This window comes from Pseudomonas sp. PDM03 (assembly GCF_014852385.1).
Classification (GTDB): Bacteria; Pseudomonadota; Gammaproteobacteria; order Pseudomonadales; family Pseudomonadaceae; genus Aquipseudomonas; species Aquipseudomonas migulae.
This window is the reverse complement of record NZ_JACVBM010000014.1, coordinates 1-17,679: the sequence shown is the minus strand read 5'-3', so window position 1 is coordinate 17,679 and position 17,679 is coordinate 1. Positions and strand designations below refer to the sequence as shown.

The window sequence follows — 17,679 nt, the reverse complement described above, 5'->3', positions numbered from 1 at the left end:
AGGCACCCCCTTGGGTCAGGATTTGAGGTAGCCGTTGGCGGCCAGAAAGCTTTCGGTAATGTTACTGGAGGTTGGCTCTGCGGCCTTGTCGCCCAGCAGCAGACGCTCCAGGTAACGGGCCAGCAAGTCCACTTCCAGATTCACCCGGCGACCCGGCTGGTACGACGCCATGATGGTTTCGCTCAGGGTGTGCGGAATGATCGTCAGCAGGAACTCGGCGCCATCGACCGCGTTCACGGTCAGGCTGGTGCCGTCGACGGTGATCGAGCCTTTGTGGGCAATGTACTTGGCCAGTTCTTTCGGTGCACGGATGCGGAATTCCACGGCACGTGCGTTCTCGGTGCGGGCAACCACTTCGCCCACGCCATCGACGTGACCGCTGACCAGGTGCCCGCCGAGGCGAGTGGTCGGGGTCAGGGCTTTTTCCAGATTGACCGGGCTGCCGCTTTTCAGGTCGTTCATGGCGGTGCAGTCGAGGGTTTCGCGACTGACGTCCGCGGCAAAGCCGTTGCCTGGCAACTCAACGGCCGTCAGGCAAACGCCGTTGACTGCGATGCTGTCGCCCAGTTTGACGTCGCTCAGATCGAGCTTGCCGGTTTCTACATGGACCCGCACATCTCCGCCTTTTGGGGTCAATGCACGAATACTGCCGATGGATTCGATGATGCCGGTAAACATGAAGTCCTCCTCGAGAACAGGGCCGTCGCGTGGCGCAGGCCCGGAATTATACGCTCGCCGATGGCGCAGGAATGGCAATGACTCGCCAGTCATCGCCAACCGCGCGGATTTCAGTGATTTTGAGCTCGGGCGCGTCTTTCATCTGCGCCAGCGGCCAGTCGAGCAATGGTCGGGCCGAAGAGCCAAGGAACTTGCCGGCGATGAAAATCTGGAATTCGTCCACCAGACCTTGCTGGGCAAAGGCCCCGGCCAGACGCGGGCCGGCCTCGACCAGCACTTCGTTGACGCCGCGATTGGCGAGTTCGACCAGCAACTTGCGCAGGTCAACCAAGCCATCGTCGCCGGCCACGATCAGGCATTCCGGGCCGTTGGCGTATTGCTCTTCGATCGCCATGCAGGTGGCGACCAGCGCCGGACCGGCCTTGAAGAATGGCGCATCGAGCGGCACGCGCAGGCGGCCATCGATTAAAACGCGCAGCGGCGGACGACTCATTGCCAGCGCGGTTTGCTCGGCGTCCAGCCCCAACTCGTCAGCGCGCACGGTCAAACGGGCGTTGTCCGCCAGCACCGTGTCGGCGCCGGTCAACACCACGCTGGCCTGGGCGCGCAGGCGTTGTACCGCCGAACGTGCAGCCGGGCCGGTGATCCATTGGCTTTCGCCGCTTTCCATCGCCGTGCGACCGTCGAGGCTCATGGCCAACTTGACCCGCACGAACGGCAAGCCATGTTCCATGCGCTTAAGGAAGCCTTGATTGAGCTTGCGTGCCTCGCCCTCCAGCACACCGCTTTCGATGGCAATGCCGGCCTGAGCCAGACGCTGCATGCCACGACCGGCCACCGACGGGTTCGGGTCCTGCATCGCCGCGACGACGCGTGCGAGGCCGGCATTCACCAGCGCATCGGCGCAAGGCGGCGTGCGGCCGTGGTGGCTGCACGGTTCGAGGGTCACGTAAGCGGTGGCACCACGGGCCTTGTCGCCCGCAGCGCGCAGCGCGTGGACTTCGGCGTGGGGTTCGCCGGTGCGCTCGTGCCAGCCTTCGCCGACAATCTGCCCGTCCTTCACGATCACGCAGCCGACACGCGGGTTGGGATGCGTCGTGTAATGGCCTTTGCGCGCCAGTTCCAGGGCGCGCGCCATGTAATGGGCGTCGAGGATGGCAAGCTCTGTGGAGGTGGTCATTCTTTCACCGGCTCACGGGCCAGGCGATCGATCTCTTCGCGGAACTCGTTGAGGTCCTGGAAGCGCCGATACACGGAGGCGAAACGAATGTAGGCGACTTCATCGAGCTTTTGCAGCTCGGCCATCACCAGTTCACCGACCACGAGGGACTTGACCTCGCGCTCGCCGGTGGCGCGCAGCTTGTGCTTGATGTGCACCAGCGACGATTCGAGACGCTCGACACTCACCGGGCGCTTCTCCAGCGCGCGCTGCATGCCGGCGCGGAGTTTTTCTTCGTCGAACGGCTGGCGGCTGCCGTCGGTTTTGATCAGGCGCGGCAACACCAGTTCAGCGGTTTCGAACGTCGTGAAACGCTCGCCGCAGGCCAGGCATTCGCGCCGGCGGCGCACCTGTTCGCCCTCGGCGACCAGACGCGAGTCGATGACCTTGGTGTCGTTGGCACCGCAGAAGGGACAGTGCATGGTGGCAGGCAACAAAAAAAGGGAGGGCCATGGTAGCGCATCCCGGTGGCAAGACAAGCCATAGGGTTTGCGGTATACAGACTGGCTATAGAGAATGATCCATGGATTTCACCTTGCTGGAGCCGCAAATGTCACTCAGACCGCTCGTATTGCTCAGCCTTTTCAGCCTGTTGGTGGCCTGCAGCAGCGATGCACCCAAGCCCCAGCCGCCAACGCCCGGCCCCGCGCCACAAGCGGCGCAGAAAAAAGCCCGCGAGTCCGCCAACCTCGGTCCGTTGCCCGCTTATCAGCGTGAATTGAGCGGCACCTTGCAAGGCGTGCCGGCCGGTGCCGAAGTCGAATTGGCGCTGCTGGTGATCGATGACAAGGATCGCCCGCAACAATTGCTCGCCAGCTCCAGCCTGATCGGCACCAATCAGGTATTGCCGTTCCACCTGCGCTTCAACCCGGATTCGTTTCCGGCCGGTGCCCGCGTGGAACTGCGGGGCCGCGCCAGCCAGTCCGGCCAGCTGATTCTGCACCTGCCGTCGCAAGTCATCACCCAACCGACGACCCAGGCCCTGGGTCAACTGCAATTCGTCAAAGCGCCATGATTGCACCGCTCGACCTGCAACAGGCGTTGGGGGAGTTGCTGGGCGATGCACAACTTGTCCCGGTCGCCTTGCCCGATACCGCCCTGAAACTCTGGCTGATCGACGGCGACAACATGGACCGCGCCTTCAGCCCGGAAGAAACCCGGCGGATTCTGCATGAACCGCCGTACTGGAGTTTCTGCTGGGCCAGCGGGTTGTCGATGGCCCGCTACCTCGCTGAATTCCCCGAGTGGGTCAAAGGCAAGCGCGTGCTGGATTTTGGTGCCGGTTCCGGCGTCGCGGGGATTGCCGCGGTGAAGGCCGGGGCGCTGGAAGTGGTGGCGTGTGACCTGGACCCGCTGGCGATTGCCGCCTGTCGGGCGAATGCCGAACTCAATGAAGTAGAGCTGAGTTACTCGACGGATTTTTTCGCCGAGGAGGATCGCTTTGATCTGATCCTGGTGGCCGACGTGCTGTACGACCGGGAGAATCTGCCGCTGCTCGATGAATTTTTGAGTCGCGGCCGGGAAGCGCTGGTGGCGGATTCGCGGGTGAGGGATTTTCGTCATCCGTTGTATCAACGCATCGAAATGCTCGAAGCGATGACCTTGCCGGATCTGGCCGAGCCGGAAGAGTTTCGGTATGTGAGCCTGTATCACGCGCGGCGCGCTTAAAAGCTTCGCGGGCAAGCCTCGCTCCCACAGGTTCAACGGTGCTCTGAAGGCCGACGCTGAACCTGTGGGAGCGAGGCTTGCCCGCGAAGGCGTCCTGACAGGCGATACACCTCTCGACCTCTACCCCGCTTCCGGCCACACCCCACCAAGCCGTATAGTTGCCCCATTCATGCTTCCAAGAGATCCCCCATGAGTCAGCAAACGCCGTACATCTTCGACGCCACGACTACCGATTTCGACCAGTCGGTGATCGAGAACTCTTTCCACAAACCGGTGCTGGTGGATTTCTGGGCCGAATGGTGTGCGCCCTGCAAAGTGCTGATGCCGATGCTGCAAACCATCGCCGAGAGCTATCAGGGCGAGTTGCTGCTGGCCAAGGTCAACTGCGATCTGGAACAAGACATCGTCGCCCGCTTCGGCATCCGCAGCTTGCCGACCGTGGTGTTGTTCAAGGATGGCCAGCCGGTGGACGGTTTTGCCGGTGCGCAGCCGGAATCCGCCGTTCGCGCCCTGCTGGAACCTCATGTACAAATGCCGCCACCGACGGCGGCTGATCCGTTCGAACAGGCTCAGGCACTGTTTGACGAAAGCCGTTTCGCTGACGCAGAAGCCATTCTCAAAGTGCTGCTGGGCGAAGACAACACCAACGCCAAAGCGCTGATTCTATATGCCCGCTGCCTGACTGAACGGGGTGAGCTGGGTGAAGCGCAAACCGTGCTCGACGCGGTGAAAAGCGATGAACACAAGGCTGCATTGGCCGGTGCAAAAGCGCAGATCCAGTTTCTCGGCCAGGCCAAGGACTTGCCGGATGCCGCCGACCTGAAGGCGCGCCTGGCAAAGAATCCGCAGGACGATGAAGCGGTGTATCAACTGGCGATCCAGCAACTGGCCCGTCAGCAGTACGACGCGGCGCTGGATGCGTTGCTCAAGCTGTTCGTGCGTAACCGCAGCTACAGCGAAGGCTTGCCGCACAAGACGTTGCTGCAAGTGTTCGAGTTGCTGGGCAATGATCACCCGTTGGTGACAACGTATCGCCGCAAACTGTTTGCTGCGCTTTATTGATCTGTAGGAGCCGGCTTGCTGGCGATGGCCCCGACGCGGTGTCACTGACAAACCGCGTCATCGTTCATCGCCAGCAAGCCGGCTCCTACAGGATCGAGATCATCACAAAATTTCCGAACACCCGATCCTACGATTCGATCCAGCTGTAGAGCGGCGTATCCCCGCCGCTCGACACTTTCACTTCCGCGCTATGCCGCAACCGCACCAGCAGACGCTTGCCCGACGCTGCGCTGCCAGTCAAACCTTCCAATTGCTCCAGCAAATCCGGCCCGCTCAGTTGCCCGGCATTGCGCAGCAGATCCTTTGCGACCTGCCACTGCGCATCATCCTGATTCACCGGTTTGGCCGGCGTCGCGATGGCCTCTGGCTTGACCACCTGCACCTGCGCGCCGAGCCGCGCCCAGTCAGCGTCATCCATCTCCAGGGTCAAATCCACCGGCCAGTCGCCGATGCTTCCGCGTATACGCAACATGGTTTCGCTCCCGCACATTTCTGACCTGCATGCTCCCATGGGACTTGTGCAACGCCAAGTAGCCGGTCAAACTCCTCGCACTTACGTTATAAGATTACATAACAAATTCTTCATTTTACTTTTCGGAGACCCGCCATGCGCCGTCTGCTGCTCGCTTTGCCGTTTGCCCTGTTGCCGCTGGCCATCGCCCATGCCGCCGATGAGCATGACCACGACCATGAACACGGCAGCCTCGGTGCCCACGAACACGGTGTCGGTCGCCTGAACGCAGCGCTGGACGGTCAGACCCTGGAACTGGAACTGGAAAGCCCGGCGATGAACCTGGTGGGTTTCGAACACGCGGCCACCAGCGACGCCGACAAAGCCAAAATCGCCGCCGCCCGTGCGCAACTTGAAAAACCGCTGGCCCTGTTCAACCTGCCGAAAGCGGCGGGTTGCGTGGTCGCGACTCAGGAACTGGAAAGCCCGCTGTTCGGTGACAAGCCGGATGCCGATGATGATCATGACGACGATGCCAAAGACGAGCATCACCACGACCACAGCGAAATCCACGCTCATTACCAGTTCACCTGCGCAACGCCGGGCGCACTGAAAACCCTGGATCTGGCAAACCTTTTCAACACGTTCCCGGCGACCCAGAAAATTCAGGTACAACTGATCAGCCCGAGCGGGCAGCAAGGGGTAGAAGTGACGGCCAAGGCGGCCGCCCTGAAATTCTGAACCCACCACCGCCCCCTGCAGGAGCCGGCTTGCTGGCGATTGCGGTGTATCAGCCAACACATTTGTTGAATGATAAAACGCAATCGCCAGCAAGCCGGCTCCTACAGGTCATCTGCATTCATGAAACCGGTGTTATGACCCAAGCACTCATCGAACTGTCCGACCTGGGCTTCAGCTGGCCCGGTCACCCGCCGCTGCTGGACATCCCGGCCTTTCGCCTGGAACCGGGTGAAACCCTGTTCCTCAAAGGCCCCAGCGGCAGCGGCAAGACCACCCTGCTCGGCCTGCTCGGTGGCGTGCAAAAGCCCGATCGTGGCAGCATTCGCCTGCTCGGCCAGGAACTGACCGAACTCGGTGCCGGCGCACGTGATCGCTTTCGCGTCGATCACACCGGCTACATCTTCCAGCAGTTCAACCTGCTGCCGTTTCTCTCGGTGCGCGAGAACGTCGAACTGCCCTGCCACTTCTCCAGCCTGCGCGCCGAACGGGCGATCCAGCGCCATGGCAGCGTCGATCAGGCGGCGGCAACCTTGCTCGCTCATTTGGGTTTGAAGGATGAAAGCATCCTCGGTCGCCGCGCCGACTCGCTGTCCATCGGCCAACAGCAACGCGTCGCCGCCGCCCGTGCGTTGATCGGTCAGCCGGAACTGGTGATCGCCGACGAACCGACTTCCGCGCTGGATTACGACGCCCGCGAAAACTTCATTCGCCTGCTGTTCGCCGAATGCCGCGAAGCGGGGTCGAGCCTGTTGTTCGTCAGTCACGACCAAAGCCTCGCGCCGTTGTTCGATCGCAACCTGTCGCTGGCCGAACTCAATCGCGCCGCCACGCCTGCAGAGGTTTGAGATGTATTTGTTTCGTCTAGCCATGGCCAGCCTGGCTAACCGTCGCTTCACCGCGATCCTCACCGCATTCGCCATCGCCCTGTCGGTCTGCCTGCTGTTGGCCGTGGAACGCGTGCGCACCGAAGCCAAGGCCAGTTTTGCCAGCACCATCAGCGGCACCGACCTGATCGTCGGCGCCCGCTCCGGTTCAGTGAACCTGCTGCTGTACTCGGTGTTCCGCATCGGTAATGCCACCAACAACATCCGCTGGGAAAGCTTCGAGCACTTCGCCAACAACCCGAAAGTGAAGTGGGCAATCCCGATGTCGCTGGGCGATTCCCATCGCGGGTATCGGGTGATGGGCACCACCGAGGCGTACTTCGAGCATTACCAGTACGGTCATCAACAACACCTGGAACTGGCTGACGGTCGCGCCTTCGCCACCGATCCGTTCGAAGTGGTGCTCGGCGCCGAAGTGGCCGATGCACTGCACTACAAACTCGGCGACAAACTGGTGCTGGCCCACGGCGTGGCGGTGATCAGCCTGGTCAAGCACGACGACAAACCGTTCACCGTGGTCGGCATTCTCAAACGCACCGGCACACCGGTGGACCGCACGCTGCACATCAGCCTCGGCGGCATGGAAGCGATTCACATCGACTGGCACAACGGCGTGCCGGCGCGCGGCAACGGTCGGATCAGTGCTGATCAGGCACGCAACATGGACCTGACGCCGCAAGCGATCACCGCATTCATGCTGGGCCTCAACAGCAAGATTTCGACCTTTGCCCTGCAGCGCGAAATCAACGAATTCCGTGGCGAACCGATGCTGGCGATCCTGCCGGGCGTGGCGCTGCAAGAGTTGTGGAGTTTGATGAGCACCGCAGAAAAAGCCTTGTTCGTGGTCTCGCTGTTTGTGGTGCTGACCGGGTTGATCGGCATGCTCACGGCGATTCTCACCAGCCTCAATGAACGTCGGCGCGAGATGGCGATTCTGCGTTCAGTGGGCGCACGGCCATGGCACATCGCGACGTTGCTGGTGCTGGAGGCGTTCGCCCTGGCGCTGTCGGGCGTGATCGCCGGCGTGGCCCTGCTTTATGTGGGCATCGCCGCTGCGCAAGGTTACGTGCAGGCCAATTACGGCCTGTTTCTGCCGCTGGCGTGGCCCAGCGAATATGAATGGACGCTGCTCGGTGGCATCCTGATCGCCGCGCTGCTGATGGGCAGCGTGCCGGCGTGGCGCGCGTATCGCCAATCCCTGGCCGATGGCCTGTCGATCCGACTATGAGGACGTTAATGATGCCCCGCGCTCTGCTTGCGCTGTTGATGCTGGTCGCCTTGCCGCTGTGGGCCGCCGAGCCGAAAGAACTGACCTGGTCGGAAATGATCCCGCCGGACGCCGCGCCGGAAGTGCCGAACATGACGCCCCTGCACGACCTCTCGCAGATGGGCAGCGCGCTGTCCGCCGAGTCGGCGCCAGCCGCGAAACAGGACATGCCCAATGCGCCGGTGGTGAAGAGCCTCGACGGTCAGAGCATCCGCCTGCCGGGCTACATCGTGCCGCTGGAAGTGAGTGAAGAAGGCCGCACTACGGAGTTTCTGCTGGTGCCGTATTTCGGAGCCTGCATCCATGTGCCGCCACCGCCGTCGAACCAGATCGTGCATGTGAAAAGCGAAGTCGGCGTGAAGCTGGACGAGCTGTATCAGCCTTATTGGATCGAGGGGGCGTTGCAGGTTAAAGCGTCGACCAGTGAGTTGGCGGATGCCGGGTATCAGATGGAGGCGGACAAGATTTATATCTATGAATTGCCGGAGTGAATCTGACGCTTCTGTGCTGTTTGATCGATAGCAATCGCGAGCAGGCTCACTCCCACAAGGGATCACCTAACCCCTGTGGGAGCGAGCCTGCTCGCGATGAGGCCCTCGAAGCTCCGCAAAAATTAGTGCCATCACTGTTTCATTGAGCTGAGTCAAAAGACCGGACCAGACCGCTCCGTACCATTGGACATCGAACATTTTTAACGTCCTCTGGAGCCTCCATGCACAAGTCCTTGCTCAGCGCCTCGCTGTTTGCCCTCGCGCTCGCAGCCCCGCTCGCCCACGCCCACGAAGCCGGCGACATCCTCCTTCGTGCCGGTGCAATCACCGTCAACCCGAAAGCCGACAGCTCCGACGTCAAAGTCGATCAAGGCCCACTGGCAGGCACCAATCTGGGTGGCAAGGCCACCATGAGCAGCGACACCCAACTGGGTCTGAACTTCGCTTACATGCTCAACAGCCACTGGGGCATCGAGCTGCTCGCGGCCACGCCATTCGAACATGACGTGAAGCTCAAAGGCACCGTCCTGGGCGCGGCCAACGGCAAACTCGGCAGCCTGAAACACCTGCCGCCGACCTTGAGCGTTGTCTACTACCCACTGGACGGCAAGTCTGCATTCCAACCGTACGTTGGCGCCGGTATCAACTACACCTGGATCTACGACGAGCACGTCGGCAGCGAGGCCAGCGCCAACGGCTTCAGCAACTTCAAGGCGGATAACTCCTGGGGCATGGCGTTTCAGGTCGGTGCCGACTACATGATCACCGACAACATCATGCTCAACGCCCAAGTGCGTTACATCGACATCGATACCACCGCCACCGTGGAAAACAACGCCGTGGCACAAGGCACCCGTGCCAAGGTCGATGTCGACGTGGACCCGTTCATCTACATGGTGGGCCTGGGTTACAAGTTCTAACGAGCAAACATGTGGTGGTGTTTGAACGCTGGCAATGAAGGTGAAAAACCTGTGGGAGCGAGCCTGCTCGCGATTACGGTCTATCAGTCGACATAGATGTTGACTGATCTGCCGTTATCGCGAGCAGGCTCGCTCCCACAGTAGTTTGCGGTGTTCAAAAGTCTTAGCTGATCACAGTGTTCTAACGACCGAGCAACCGCGCCAGACCGACACTCATCGGCGTCTGAGCCGGGCAGGAAAACCGCTCCAGCAGTCGCTGATTGTTCGCCCGCGAATGGCGGATATCACCCGAACGCGCCGGGCCGTAGCTCACTGGCGGCAGTTCACCGACCGCCACTTTCAACGCTTCCAGCATTTGCTTGAGCGTGGTTGCCTGGTTCCAGCCGACATTGACCGCACCGACTTCAACCTGCGGTTTTTCGATGGCTTGCACCAGCACGTCGACCAGATCTTCGACGTAAACAAAATCCCGCGTCTGCTCGCCATCGCCAAACACCGTGATCGGCAGGCCGTTTTGCGCGCGCTCGCTGAAAATGCTGATCACCCCGGAGTACGGCGAGGACGGATCCTGGCGCGGGCCGAAGATGTTGAAGAAGCGGAAAATCACCGGTTCCAGCGCATGCTGGCGACGGTAGAAATCGAAGTAATGTTCACTGGCCAACTTGTCCGACGCATACGGCGTCAGCGGTTCCTTGGGCGTGTCTTCGTCGATCGACTGGCCTTCGCCATTGTTGCCGTAGACCGCTGCGCTGGAGGCAAACAGCACACGTTTGACGCCGCTCTGGCGCATGGCTTCGCAGACATTCAGCGAGCCGATGAAATTGCTCTGGTGAGTCTTCACCGGATCATCCACCGAAGCCTGCACCGACGCCACGGCCGCCAGATGCGCGACCGCACTGCAACCGGCCATTGCGCGAGCGACCAGGGCGGCATCGGCGACGTCGCCGACTATCAGCTCGACACGAGGATTATCCAGCGCCAGGTTGCTGCGCTTGCCGGTGGACAGGTCGTCGAGTATCCGTACCGAATGGCCCTTGGCGAGCAAGGCGTCGGTCAGGTGCGAGCCGATGAAACCCGCGCCGCCGGTGATTAAAACAGGGCCGTCAGCCATGGCGATAGAACCTGTCCAGTAAGCCAGGGAGTGCCGCACGCCAGGCGCGGGGCTTGATCCCGAAGGTGTGAAGGATTTTCTTGCAGGCCAGCACCGCGTGTTGCGGCTCTTCGGCAGCGTCCGGGCGTGCGGCGTGAGCCTGGGCGGTCGGCGTTTCGATGGCCAGCGGATGCAGTGCGCGGGCTTCGGTGAGAATCGCCTGCCCCAGCGCCAGCGGCGTGGTCGCCTCGTGCCCGGCGTAGTGGTAGGTGCCCCACAGTGGCGCCGCGCAATCGAGTTGCTTGAGCACCGAAATGATCACCCGGGCCGCGTCGTCGACCGGCGTCGGGTTGCCGCGACGATCATCGGCCATCAACAGTTCTTCCGGTTTTTCGGCACGGGACAGGAAACGCCCGAGGGTGCCGTCGGGGCTGTCGTCGAGCAGCCAGCCGAACCGCAGCAGCACATGCTGCGGGCAGGTCGCGCGCACGCTTTGCTCGATGCGCCACAAGGCCTGACCACGCAGGCCCAGCGGCACCGGCTCGTCTTTTTCGCTGTAGGCGGTCGCCCGCGAGCCGTCGAACACCCGATAGCTCGAGGGTTGCAGCAGAACGATGTTGTGATGCTGGCACAGTTCGGCCAGACGCTCGATTGCACGCTCTTGCCCGGCCAGACGCGATTCGCTGACCGTCTCCGCCTGGAACCAGTCGAAGTAGTAGGCGAGGTTGATCAACGCGTCCGGACGCGTGTCGTCGAGCAGTTGCGTCAGGCTCGCGGCATCCCAGCCGTCTTGCGGTGGGCGGGGGGCGAGGAAACCGATGTCTTCCTCCGCACCGAGGCGAATCAGCGCCTGCCCAAGGGCATTTCCGCCGCCCAGTAACATAAGGCGCATTCGCATAGAGTCAGCAGGCCCAGTCTGATTGGATCAATGGCTTTATCGGCACCGCTCGCGGGCGGTGCCGTCGATAGTTGCCGGAATCGTTGCATTTTGCGGGTTTAGTGCGCAACCGTCATCCGTAAAGTGTAGATCTCCGGGATTTGTGGTGCTGCTTCGGGCCTCTTCGCGGGCAAGCGCCTCGCTCCTACAGAACTCGCGCACGCCCCTGTAGGAGCGAGGCTTGCCCGCGAAGAGGCCCTGAAGGCCAGCAGAGATCCCGAGCGGTACTTGCATCTTCCTCACCCCGCCCGCATAAATTACTCCATGAATCTGCCCATCCCCACGGACGCGGCCATGGCAGGCTTCCACCCCGCCGTCAGCGCCTGGTTCAGCAACACCTTCCCGACGGTCACCGCCGCCCAGGCCCGGGCGTGGCCGCTGATCCGTCAGCGCCGTTCGACCCTGATCGCCGCGCCCACCGGCTCCGGCAAAACCCTCACCGCGTTTCTCGCCGTCATCGACGATCTGGTCCACCGTGGCCTGGAAACCGCAGACGGGCTGCCCAACGAAACACTGGTGGTCTACGTCTCGCCGCTCAAAGCCTTGTCCAACGACATCCAGATCAACCTGCAAAACCCGCTGGCCGGCATCACTGAACAGTTACGCGCACTGGGCCTGCCCGAGTTGCAGATCAACACCGCCGTGCGCACCGGCGACACGCCGCAAAAAGAACGCTCGGCGATGCGCAAGACCGCGCCGCACATTCTGGTGACCACCCCGGAATCCCTTTACGTGCTGCTCGGCTCCGACTCTGGCCGGCAAATGCTCGGCACCACGCGCACGGTGATCGTCGATGAGATCCACGCCATCGCCGCCAGCAAACGCGGCAGCCATCTGGCCCTGAGCCTGGAGCGTTTGCAGGCGTTATGCGCAGCACCGTTGATGCGCATCGGCCTGTCGGCCACGCAAAAACCCATCGAAGCGGTTTCACGCTTTCTGGTCGGTCGTGATCGCGCATGCGAGATCATCGACATCGGCCATGCCCGTCCAAGGGATCTAGGCATCGAAGTACCGCCGGTGCCGCTGTCGGCGGTAATGGCCAACGATGTGTGGGAATTGGTCTACGACCGCCTCGCCGTCCTCGCTCGCGAACACCGCACCACACTGATTTTCGTCAACACCCGGCGGCTGGCCGAACGCCTGAGCCGGCATTTGAGCGAACGCCTCGGCAAGCAAGCAGTCGCCGCCCACCACGGCAGCCTGGCCAAGGAGTTTCGCCTCGATGCCGAACAACGACTCAAGTGCGGCGACCTGCAAGTGCTGATCGCCACGGCGTCGCTGGAACTGGGGATCGATATCGGTGATGTCGATCTGGTCTGTCAGATATCGTCGCCGCGTTCGATTGCCGGATTCCTACAACGTGTCGGCCGCTCCGGCCACCAGGTCGGCGGCACGCCCAAGGGCCGATTGTTTGCCACCACCCCCGACGATTTGATCGAATGCACCGCCCTGCTCGACTGCGTGCGCCGGGGTGAACTCGACACCTTGCAGATTCCTCAAGCGCCGCTGGACGTGCTGGCCCAGCAGATCATCGCCGAGGTCAGTTGCCAGGAATGGCCGGAGCACGCGCTGCTGCAGATGTTCCGCAATGCCTCGCCCTACGCTGACCTCGACGAAACACATTATCAGGCGCTGCTGCAGATGCTCGCCGAAGGCTACAACGGTCGCCAGGGCATCCGCAGCGCGTACCTGCACCGCGACGCCGTGACGCGGACGTTGCGCGGTCGGCGCGGCAGCAAATTGACCGCCGTGACCAGCGGCGGCACCATCCCGGACAACGCCGACTACAGCGTGCTGCTGGAACCGCAAGGGCTGAACATCGGCAGCGTCAACGAAGACTTCGCCGTGGAAAGCATCGCCGGTGATGTCTTTCAGTTGGGCAACACTTCGTACCGAATCCTGCGGGTCGAAACCGGCAAGGTCCGGGTCGAAGACGCGCAGGGCCAGCCGCCGACCATTCCGTTCTGGCTCGGTGAAGCGCCGGGGCGCAGCGCAGAATTGTCCTTCGCCGTGGCGCGCCTGCAAGCGCAACTCGACGACCTGCTCGGCGCCACGCCCGGCAACTTGCAGCCGGCCCTCGACTGGCTGACCGAGACCCTCGGAATGAACCTCGACAGCGCCGGACAACTGGTGGATTACCTCGCCCGCGCACGCCTGACATTGGGCGCCCTGCCCTCGCAGGACACGCTGCTGATGGAGCGTTTTTTCGATGAATCCGGCGGCACGCAACTGATCATCCACACGCCCTTCGGCAGCCGCATCAACCGCGCCTGGGGCCTGGCCCTGCGCAAGCGTTTCTGCCGTACCTTCAACTTCGAATTGCAGGCCGCCGCCAGCGAAGATGCGATTGTGCTGTCGCTGTCCACCAGCCACAGCTTTGAGCTCGATGAGGTCTGGCGCTACCTGCACAGCAACAGCGCCGAACACCTGCTGATTCAAGCGGTGCTCGATGCGCCGCTGTTCGGCGTGCGCTGGCGCTGGAATGCCGGCGTTGCATTGGCGTTGCCGCGCTACAGCGGCGGGCGCAAGGTCCCCCCGCAGATTCAGCGGATGAAAAGCGAAGACCTGATCGCCAGCGTGTTTCCCGACCAGATCGCCTGCGTGGAAAACCTCGCCGGCGAACGGGAGATTCCCGATCATCCACTGGTGGAACAGACCCTCGACGACTGCCTCCACGAAGCCATGGACTGCGAAGGCTGGCTGACGTTGTTGCGGCGCATGGAACGCGGCGACGTTCGCCTGATCAGCCGCGACCTGCCGGCGCCCTCGCCACTGGCCGCCGAAATTCTCAGCGCCCGGCCTTACACCTTTCTCGACGATGCGCCCCTGGAAGAGCGCCGCACCCAAGCCGTGCTCAACCGGCGCTGGACCGATCCGCAGTCCACCGACGACCTCGGCGCGCTGGATGCCGAGGCGATTCAAGCGGTGCGCGAAGAGGCCTGGCCAACGCCGACCAATGCCGATGAAATGCACGAGACGTTGATGAGCCTCGCGTGCATTGCCGATGCCGAGGCGCAGGCCAATGCGCAGTGGATTGATTGGTTGAATGCCCTTGCCGAGAGCGGTCGCGCCAGTCGTTTGCAGATCGATGCCGGGCAATCGCTGTGGCTGGCGGTGGAGCGGCTGACGTGCCTGCGCGCCATTTATCCACAGGCAAATTTGTCGCCACCGCTGAAGGCGCTGCCGGGGTTCGATGACGCCTGGGAAGCAGGCGAAGCGGTGCTGGAAGTCATCCGCGCACGGCTCAGCGCTTTTGGTCCGTTGCCGCTGAGCGCGATTGCCAAACCTCTGGGATTACCTGCGACTCACGTCACCCAGTCACTCGCGCAACTGGAACGCGAAGGGTATGTGTTGCGCGGCCACTTCACCCCCGGCACCGGTCAGGAAGAATGGTGCGAGCGGCATCTGCTGGCGCGAATTCATCGCTACACGGTCAAGCGTCTGCGGCGAGAAATCGAGCCGGTGGCGTTGCAGGATTTCATGCGATTCCTGTTCGACTGGCAGCATCTTTCTGCCTCGACTCAAGGCCAGGGCAGTGCGGTGTTGCCCGCCATCGTCGCTCAGTTCGAAGGCTATCCCGCCGCCGCTTCAGCCTGGGACAGCGACATTCTTGCGGCACGGATCAAAGGCTATTCGGCGAGTTGGCTGGATGACCTGTGCCGCAGCGGCAAACTGGTCTGGACCCGCCTGACCGCGCACAACAAAAGCGCCAGCACGGCGCTGCGCAGCACGCCGATTGTGTTGCTGCCGCGCAGTCAGGTCGGGTTGTGGAGCGGTCTGACCGAACAGACACCGGTCAGCGAACTGTCCCCCAAAACCCAAAAGGTTTACCAAGCCCTCAGCCAACACGGCGCGCTGTTTTTCGATGAGCTGATTCACGAGGCTCATCTGCTGCGCTCGGAGCTGGAAATCGCCTTGCAGGAACTGGTCGGCGCCGGGCTGGTGAACGCCGACAGTTTTGCCGGTTTACGGGCGCTGATCACGCCGGCCAGTAAACGGCAGAATCGCAGCAGCCGACGCGGGCGCGGGGCGTATATCGGTGGCATGGATGACGCCGGACGCTGGGCCTTGCTTCGACGCGGGGCGCCAGCGCCGGTGGCGGATAACAAACATCCAACGCCGAGCGCCACCCTGGAACACATCGCCATGACCTTGCTGCGCCGCTACGGCGTGGTGTTCTGGCGCCTGCTGGAACGCGAAGCAGACTGGTTGCCGAGCTGGCGCGAATTGCTGCGCACGTTCCATCGGCTGGAGGCTCGCGGCGAGATTCGCGGCGGGCGGTTTGTCAGTGGTTTGGCCGGTGAACAGTTCGCCTTGCCCGAGGCGATTCCGTTGCTGCGCGAAGTGCGACGGCGGGCGCATGACGGGAGTCTGATTGCCGTGTGCGGGGTTGATCCGCTGAACCTCGCCGGCACGCTGCTACCCGGTGCGAAAGTACCGGCACTGGCGAGTAATCGGTTGGTGTACCGCGATGGATTGCCGGTGGCTGCCGAGATCGCTGGCCAGCAGGTTTTCTGGGTGGAATCGACGAGTGAAATACGCAACAAGCTGATCCGGCACTGATGCTGTCCGGGCCGGCCTCTTCGCCGGCAAGCCGGCTCCTACAGGTCCGGTGCCCCATGAAAACCCTGGATTACACGCAACCCTTGTAGGAGCCGGCTTGCTGGCGATGAGGCCCTCAAAAACGGCGACGTATTTGAGGCCGCCATCGCTGGCAAGCCAGCTCCTACAGGTCCGGTGCCACATAAAACCCCTGGATTACACGCAACCCTTGTAGGAGCCGGCTTGCTGGCGATGAGGCCCTCAAAAACGGCGGCGTATATGAGGCCGCCTTCGCCAGCAAGCCGGCTCCTACAAGGGGCTGTGTGTTTCCATCGAGGTGATATTTGCGTTCAGGGCAAATATCAAATGCCAATACCTCTATTTTTCCGCACAACCCAATCCCCGACACTGCGCTCCATCAATCAACCCACCGGAGTTGCAGCCATGCCCATTGCCTTGCTCGCGCTGACCCTCAGCGCCTTCGCCATCGGGACGACCGAGTTCGTCATCGTTGGCCTGTTACCCACTATCGGCGCCGACCTCGGCGTCAGCCTGCCGTCCGCCGGTCTGCTGGTCAGCCTCTATGCCCTGGGCGTTGCCATCGGTGCCCCGGTGCTGACCGCCCTCACCGGCAAAGTCCCGCGCAAAATGCTGCTGTTGTCGCTGATGGTGCTGTTCACCCTTGGCAACCTGCTGGCATGGAAAGCACCGAGTTACGAATCGCTGATCATTGCGCGAATCGTCACCGGCCTGGCCCACGGGGTATTTTTCTCGATTGGCTCGACCATCGCCACCAGCCTGGTGCCGAAGGAAAAAGCCGCCAGCGCGATTGCGATCATGTTCACCGGCCTGACGGTGGCGCTGGTCACCGGCGTACCGCTGGGGACATTCATCGGTCAGCATTTCGGCTGGCGTGAAACCTTCCTCGCTGTGTCTGCTTTGGGTGTGATTGCGTTCATCGGCAGCCTGCTCTACGTGCCGAAAAACATCACCCACAGCAAACCGGCTTCGCTGCTGGAACAGTTGCAGGTCCTCAAGCAACCGCGCCTGCTGCTGGTATATGCCATGACGGCGGTCGGTTACGGCGGTTCGTTCATCGCCTTCACGTTCCTTGCACCGATTCTTCAAGACATCTCTGGTTTCAGCGCCGGCACCGTCAGCCTGGTGTTGCTGGTGTACGGCATCTCGGTGGCCGTCGGTAACATCTGGGGCGGCAAACTGGCCGACAAACGCGGCCCGATCAAAGCCCTGAAAATCATCTTCGCCCTGCTCGCTGCTGTGTTGTTCGTGTTGACCTTCACCGCCGGCAATCCGTGGCTGGCGCTGGCCACCGTACTGGTCTGGGGCGCGGTCGCTTTCGGCAACGTGCCGGGCTTGCAGGTGTATGTGGTGCGCCAGGCCGAACATCACACGCCGAATGCGGTGGACGTGGCTTCCGGCCTGAACATCGCGGCGTTCAACCTCGGCATTGCCGGTGGCGCGTGGGGCGGTGGCTTGATCGTTGCTCACATGGGTCTGATCCATACCGCATGGATCGGTGGTCTGGTGGTGTTGGTGGCGCTGGCGCTGACCGCATGGAGCGGTCGCCTCGATCGCCTCGGCCCGGTGTACGCCGAACCGGCTGAAGGCTCGACCCGCATCGTCGCCGGTCACTGACCCCCTGTAGGAGCCGGCTTGCTGCGGGCGGCGTTCCGACGATAGCGGTGTACCAGTCACATCAATGTTGAAT

Annotated in this window: 16 protein-coding genes; 10 read left to right on the top strand and 6 right to left on the bottom strand. The window is 62.3% G+C overall.

Going from position 1 to position 17,679, the window contains the following annotated elements:
- Positions 1–15: 15 nt before the first annotated feature.
- The 3 genes from IB254_RS18940 to nrdR are packed head-to-tail and all read right to left on the bottom strand — an operon-like array spanning position 16 to position 2,319.
- On the bottom strand, positions 16–678 hold the full coding sequence (locus IB254_RS18940; RefSeq protein WP_008033746.1) for a riboflavin synthase: 663 nt from the start codon (positions 676–678) through the stop codon (positions 16–18).
- A gap of 46 nt (positions 679–724) precedes the next feature.
- Positions 725–1,858, bottom strand: a complete 1,134-nt coding sequence (ribD, locus tag IB254_RS18935; protein ID WP_008033747.1) for a bifunctional diaminohydroxyphosphoribosylaminopyrimidine deaminase/5-amino-6-(5-phosphoribosylamino)uracil reductase RibD — start codon at positions 1,856–1,858, stop codon at positions 725–727.
- Complete coding sequence (gene nrdR, locus IB254_RS18930; protein ID WP_003228656.1) at positions 1,855–2,319, bottom strand: transcriptional regulator NrdR; 465 nt, start codon at positions 2,317–2,319, stop codon at positions 1,855–1,857. The genes ribD and nrdR overlap by 4 nt, the downstream gene beginning before the upstream one ends.
- 128 nt (positions 2,320–2,447) lie before the next feature.
- Here nrdR and IB254_RS18925 point away from each other — a divergent pair, with 128 nt between their 5' ends.
- The 3 genes from IB254_RS18925 to trxA all read left to right on the top strand — a co-directional run bounded on the left by IB254_RS18925 (position 2,448) and on the right by trxA (position 4,627).
- Positions 2,448–2,912, top strand: a complete 465-nt coding sequence (locus IB254_RS18925) for a YbaY family lipoprotein (protein ID WP_032829111.1) — start codon at positions 2,448–2,450, stop codon at positions 2,910–2,912.
- Complete coding sequence (locus tag IB254_RS18920; RefSeq protein ID WP_192418775.1) at positions 2,909–3,565, top strand: class I SAM-dependent methyltransferase; 657 nt, start codon at positions 2,909–2,911, stop codon at positions 3,563–3,565. The genes IB254_RS18925 and IB254_RS18920 overlap by 4 nt, the downstream gene beginning before the upstream one ends.
- A gap of 189 nt (positions 3,566–3,754) precedes the next feature.
- On the top strand, positions 3,755–4,627 hold the full coding sequence (gene trxA / locus IB254_RS18915) for a thioredoxin (RefSeq protein ID WP_192418773.1): 873 nt from the start codon (positions 3,755–3,757) through the stop codon (positions 4,625–4,627).
- A gap of 127 nt (positions 4,628–4,754) precedes the next feature.
- Here trxA and IB254_RS18910 read toward each other — a convergent pair whose 3' ends face one another.
- Positions 4,755–5,099, bottom strand: coding sequence for a hypothetical protein (locus IB254_RS18910; RefSeq protein ID WP_192418771.1), 345 nt, complete (start codon positions 5,097–5,099; stop codon positions 4,755–4,757).
- 135 nt (positions 5,100–5,234) lie between these two features.
- Between IB254_RS18910 and IB254_RS18905 the strand changes: the two genes are divergently transcribed.
- From IB254_RS18905 to IB254_RS18885, 5 genes are all read left to right on the top strand, one after another.
- Positions 5,235–5,819 carry a DUF2796 domain-containing protein gene (locus IB254_RS18905; RefSeq protein WP_192418769.1) on the top strand — a complete coding sequence of 195 codons (585 nt, stop codon included), beginning with the start codon at positions 5,235–5,237 and terminating at the stop codon, positions 5,817–5,819.
- A gap of 134 nt (positions 5,820–5,953) precedes the next feature.
- The gene (locus IB254_RS18900) at positions 5,954–6,664 is read left to right on the top strand and encodes an ABC transporter ATP-binding protein (RefSeq protein WP_192418767.1); all 711 of its coding nucleotides are present in this window, start codon (positions 5,954–5,956) and stop codon (positions 6,662–6,664) included.
- 1 nt (position 6,665) lies between these two features.
- Complete coding sequence (locus IB254_RS18895) at positions 6,666–7,931, top strand: ABC transporter permease (RefSeq protein ID WP_192418765.1); 1,266 nt, start codon at positions 6,666–6,668, stop codon at positions 7,929–7,931.
- An 11-nt stretch (positions 7,932–7,942) separates the two neighbouring features.
- A complete protein-coding gene (locus IB254_RS18890; RefSeq protein WP_032829112.1) occupies positions 7,943–8,461 on the top strand; it encodes a DUF3299 domain-containing protein in 519 nt (172 codons plus the stop codon).
- Between the two features lie 221 nt (positions 8,462–8,682).
- On the top strand, positions 8,683–9,381 hold the full coding sequence (locus tag IB254_RS18885; RefSeq protein ID WP_008042936.1) for an OmpW/AlkL family protein: 699 nt from the start codon (positions 8,683–8,685) through the stop codon (positions 9,379–9,381).
- Between the two features lie 181 nt (positions 9,382–9,562).
- On the opposite strand, the gene IB254_RS18880 is transcribed toward IB254_RS18885, so the two are convergent.
- Together IB254_RS18880 and IB254_RS18875 are read right to left on the bottom strand one after the other, a co-directional pair.
- Complete coding sequence (locus tag IB254_RS18880) at positions 9,563–10,492, bottom strand: NAD-dependent epimerase/dehydratase family protein (protein WP_008042931.1); 930 nt, start codon at positions 10,490–10,492, stop codon at positions 9,563–9,565.
- Positions 10,485–11,369: a sugar nucleotide-binding protein gene (locus tag IB254_RS18875; RefSeq protein ID WP_192418763.1), complete on the bottom strand. Its 885-nt coding sequence runs from the start codon at positions 11,367–11,369 to the stop codon at positions 10,485–10,487. The genes IB254_RS18880 and IB254_RS18875 overlap by 8 nt, the downstream gene beginning before the upstream one ends.
- Positions 11,370–11,672: 303 nt before the next feature.
- On the opposite strand from IB254_RS18875, the gene IB254_RS18870 reads away from it, so the two are divergent.
- On the top strand, positions 11,673–15,971 hold the full coding sequence (locus tag IB254_RS18870) for a DEAD/DEAH box helicase (RefSeq protein ID WP_192418761.1): 4,299 nt from the start codon (positions 11,673–11,675) through the stop codon (positions 15,969–15,971).
- A 423-nt stretch (positions 15,972–16,394) separates the two neighbouring features.
- A complete protein-coding gene (locus tag IB254_RS18865; RefSeq protein ID WP_008044054.1) occupies positions 16,395–17,606 on the top strand; it encodes an MFS transporter in 1,212 nt (403 codons plus the stop codon).
- The last annotated feature ends 73 nt before the right edge of the window (positions 17,607–17,679 follow it).

Coding starts and splice junctions, on each gene's coding strand:
- IB254_RS18940 (WP_008033746.1), bottom strand. CDS start 678: ATGTTTACCGGCATCATCGAATCCATCGGCAGTATTCGTGCATTGACC.
- ribD (WP_008033747.1), bottom strand. CDS start 1,858: ATGACCACCTCCACAGAGCTTGCCATCCTCGACGCCCATTACATGGCG.
- nrdR (WP_003228656.1), bottom strand. CDS start 2,319: ATGCACTGTCCCTTCTGCGGTGCCAACGACACCAAGGTCATCGACTCG.
- IB254_RS18925 (WP_032829111.1), top strand. CDS start 2,448: ATGTCACTCAGACCGCTCGTATTGCTCAGCCTTTTCAGCCTGTTGGTG.
- IB254_RS18920 (WP_192418775.1), top strand. CDS start 2,909: ATGATTGCACCGCTCGACCTGCAACAGGCGTTGGGGGAGTTGCTGGGC.
- trxA (WP_192418773.1), top strand. CDS start 3,755: ATGAGTCAGCAAACGCCGTACATCTTCGACGCCACGACTACCGATTTC.
- IB254_RS18910 (WP_192418771.1), bottom strand. CDS start 5,099: ATGTTGCGTATACGCGGAAGCATCGGCGACTGGCCGGTGGATTTGACC.
- IB254_RS18905 (WP_192418769.1), top strand. CDS start 5,235: ATGCGCCGTCTGCTGCTCGCTTTGCCGTTTGCCCTGTTGCCGCTGGCC.
- IB254_RS18900 (WP_192418767.1), top strand. CDS start 5,954: ATGACCCAAGCACTCATCGAACTGTCCGACCTGGGCTTCAGCTGGCCC.
- IB254_RS18895 (WP_192418765.1), top strand. CDS start 6,666: ATGTATTTGTTTCGTCTAGCCATGGCCAGCCTGGCTAACCGTCGCTTC.
- IB254_RS18890 (WP_032829112.1), top strand. CDS start 7,943: ATGCCCCGCGCTCTGCTTGCGCTGTTGATGCTGGTCGCCTTGCCGCTG.
- IB254_RS18885 (WP_008042936.1), top strand. CDS start 8,683: ATGCACAAGTCCTTGCTCAGCGCCTCGCTGTTTGCCCTCGCGCTCGCA.
- IB254_RS18880 (WP_008042931.1), bottom strand. CDS start 10,492: ATGGCTGACGGCCCTGTTTTAATCACCGGCGGCGCGGGTTTCATCGGC.
- IB254_RS18875 (WP_192418763.1), bottom strand. CDS start 11,369: ATGCGAATGCGCCTTATGTTACTGGGCGGCGGAAATGCCCTTGGGCAG.
- IB254_RS18870 (WP_192418761.1), top strand. CDS start 11,673: ATGAATCTGCCCATCCCCACGGACGCGGCCATGGCAGGCTTCCACCCC.
- IB254_RS18865 (WP_008044054.1), top strand. CDS start 16,395: ATGCCCATTGCCTTGCTCGCGCTGACCCTCAGCGCCTTCGCCATCGGG.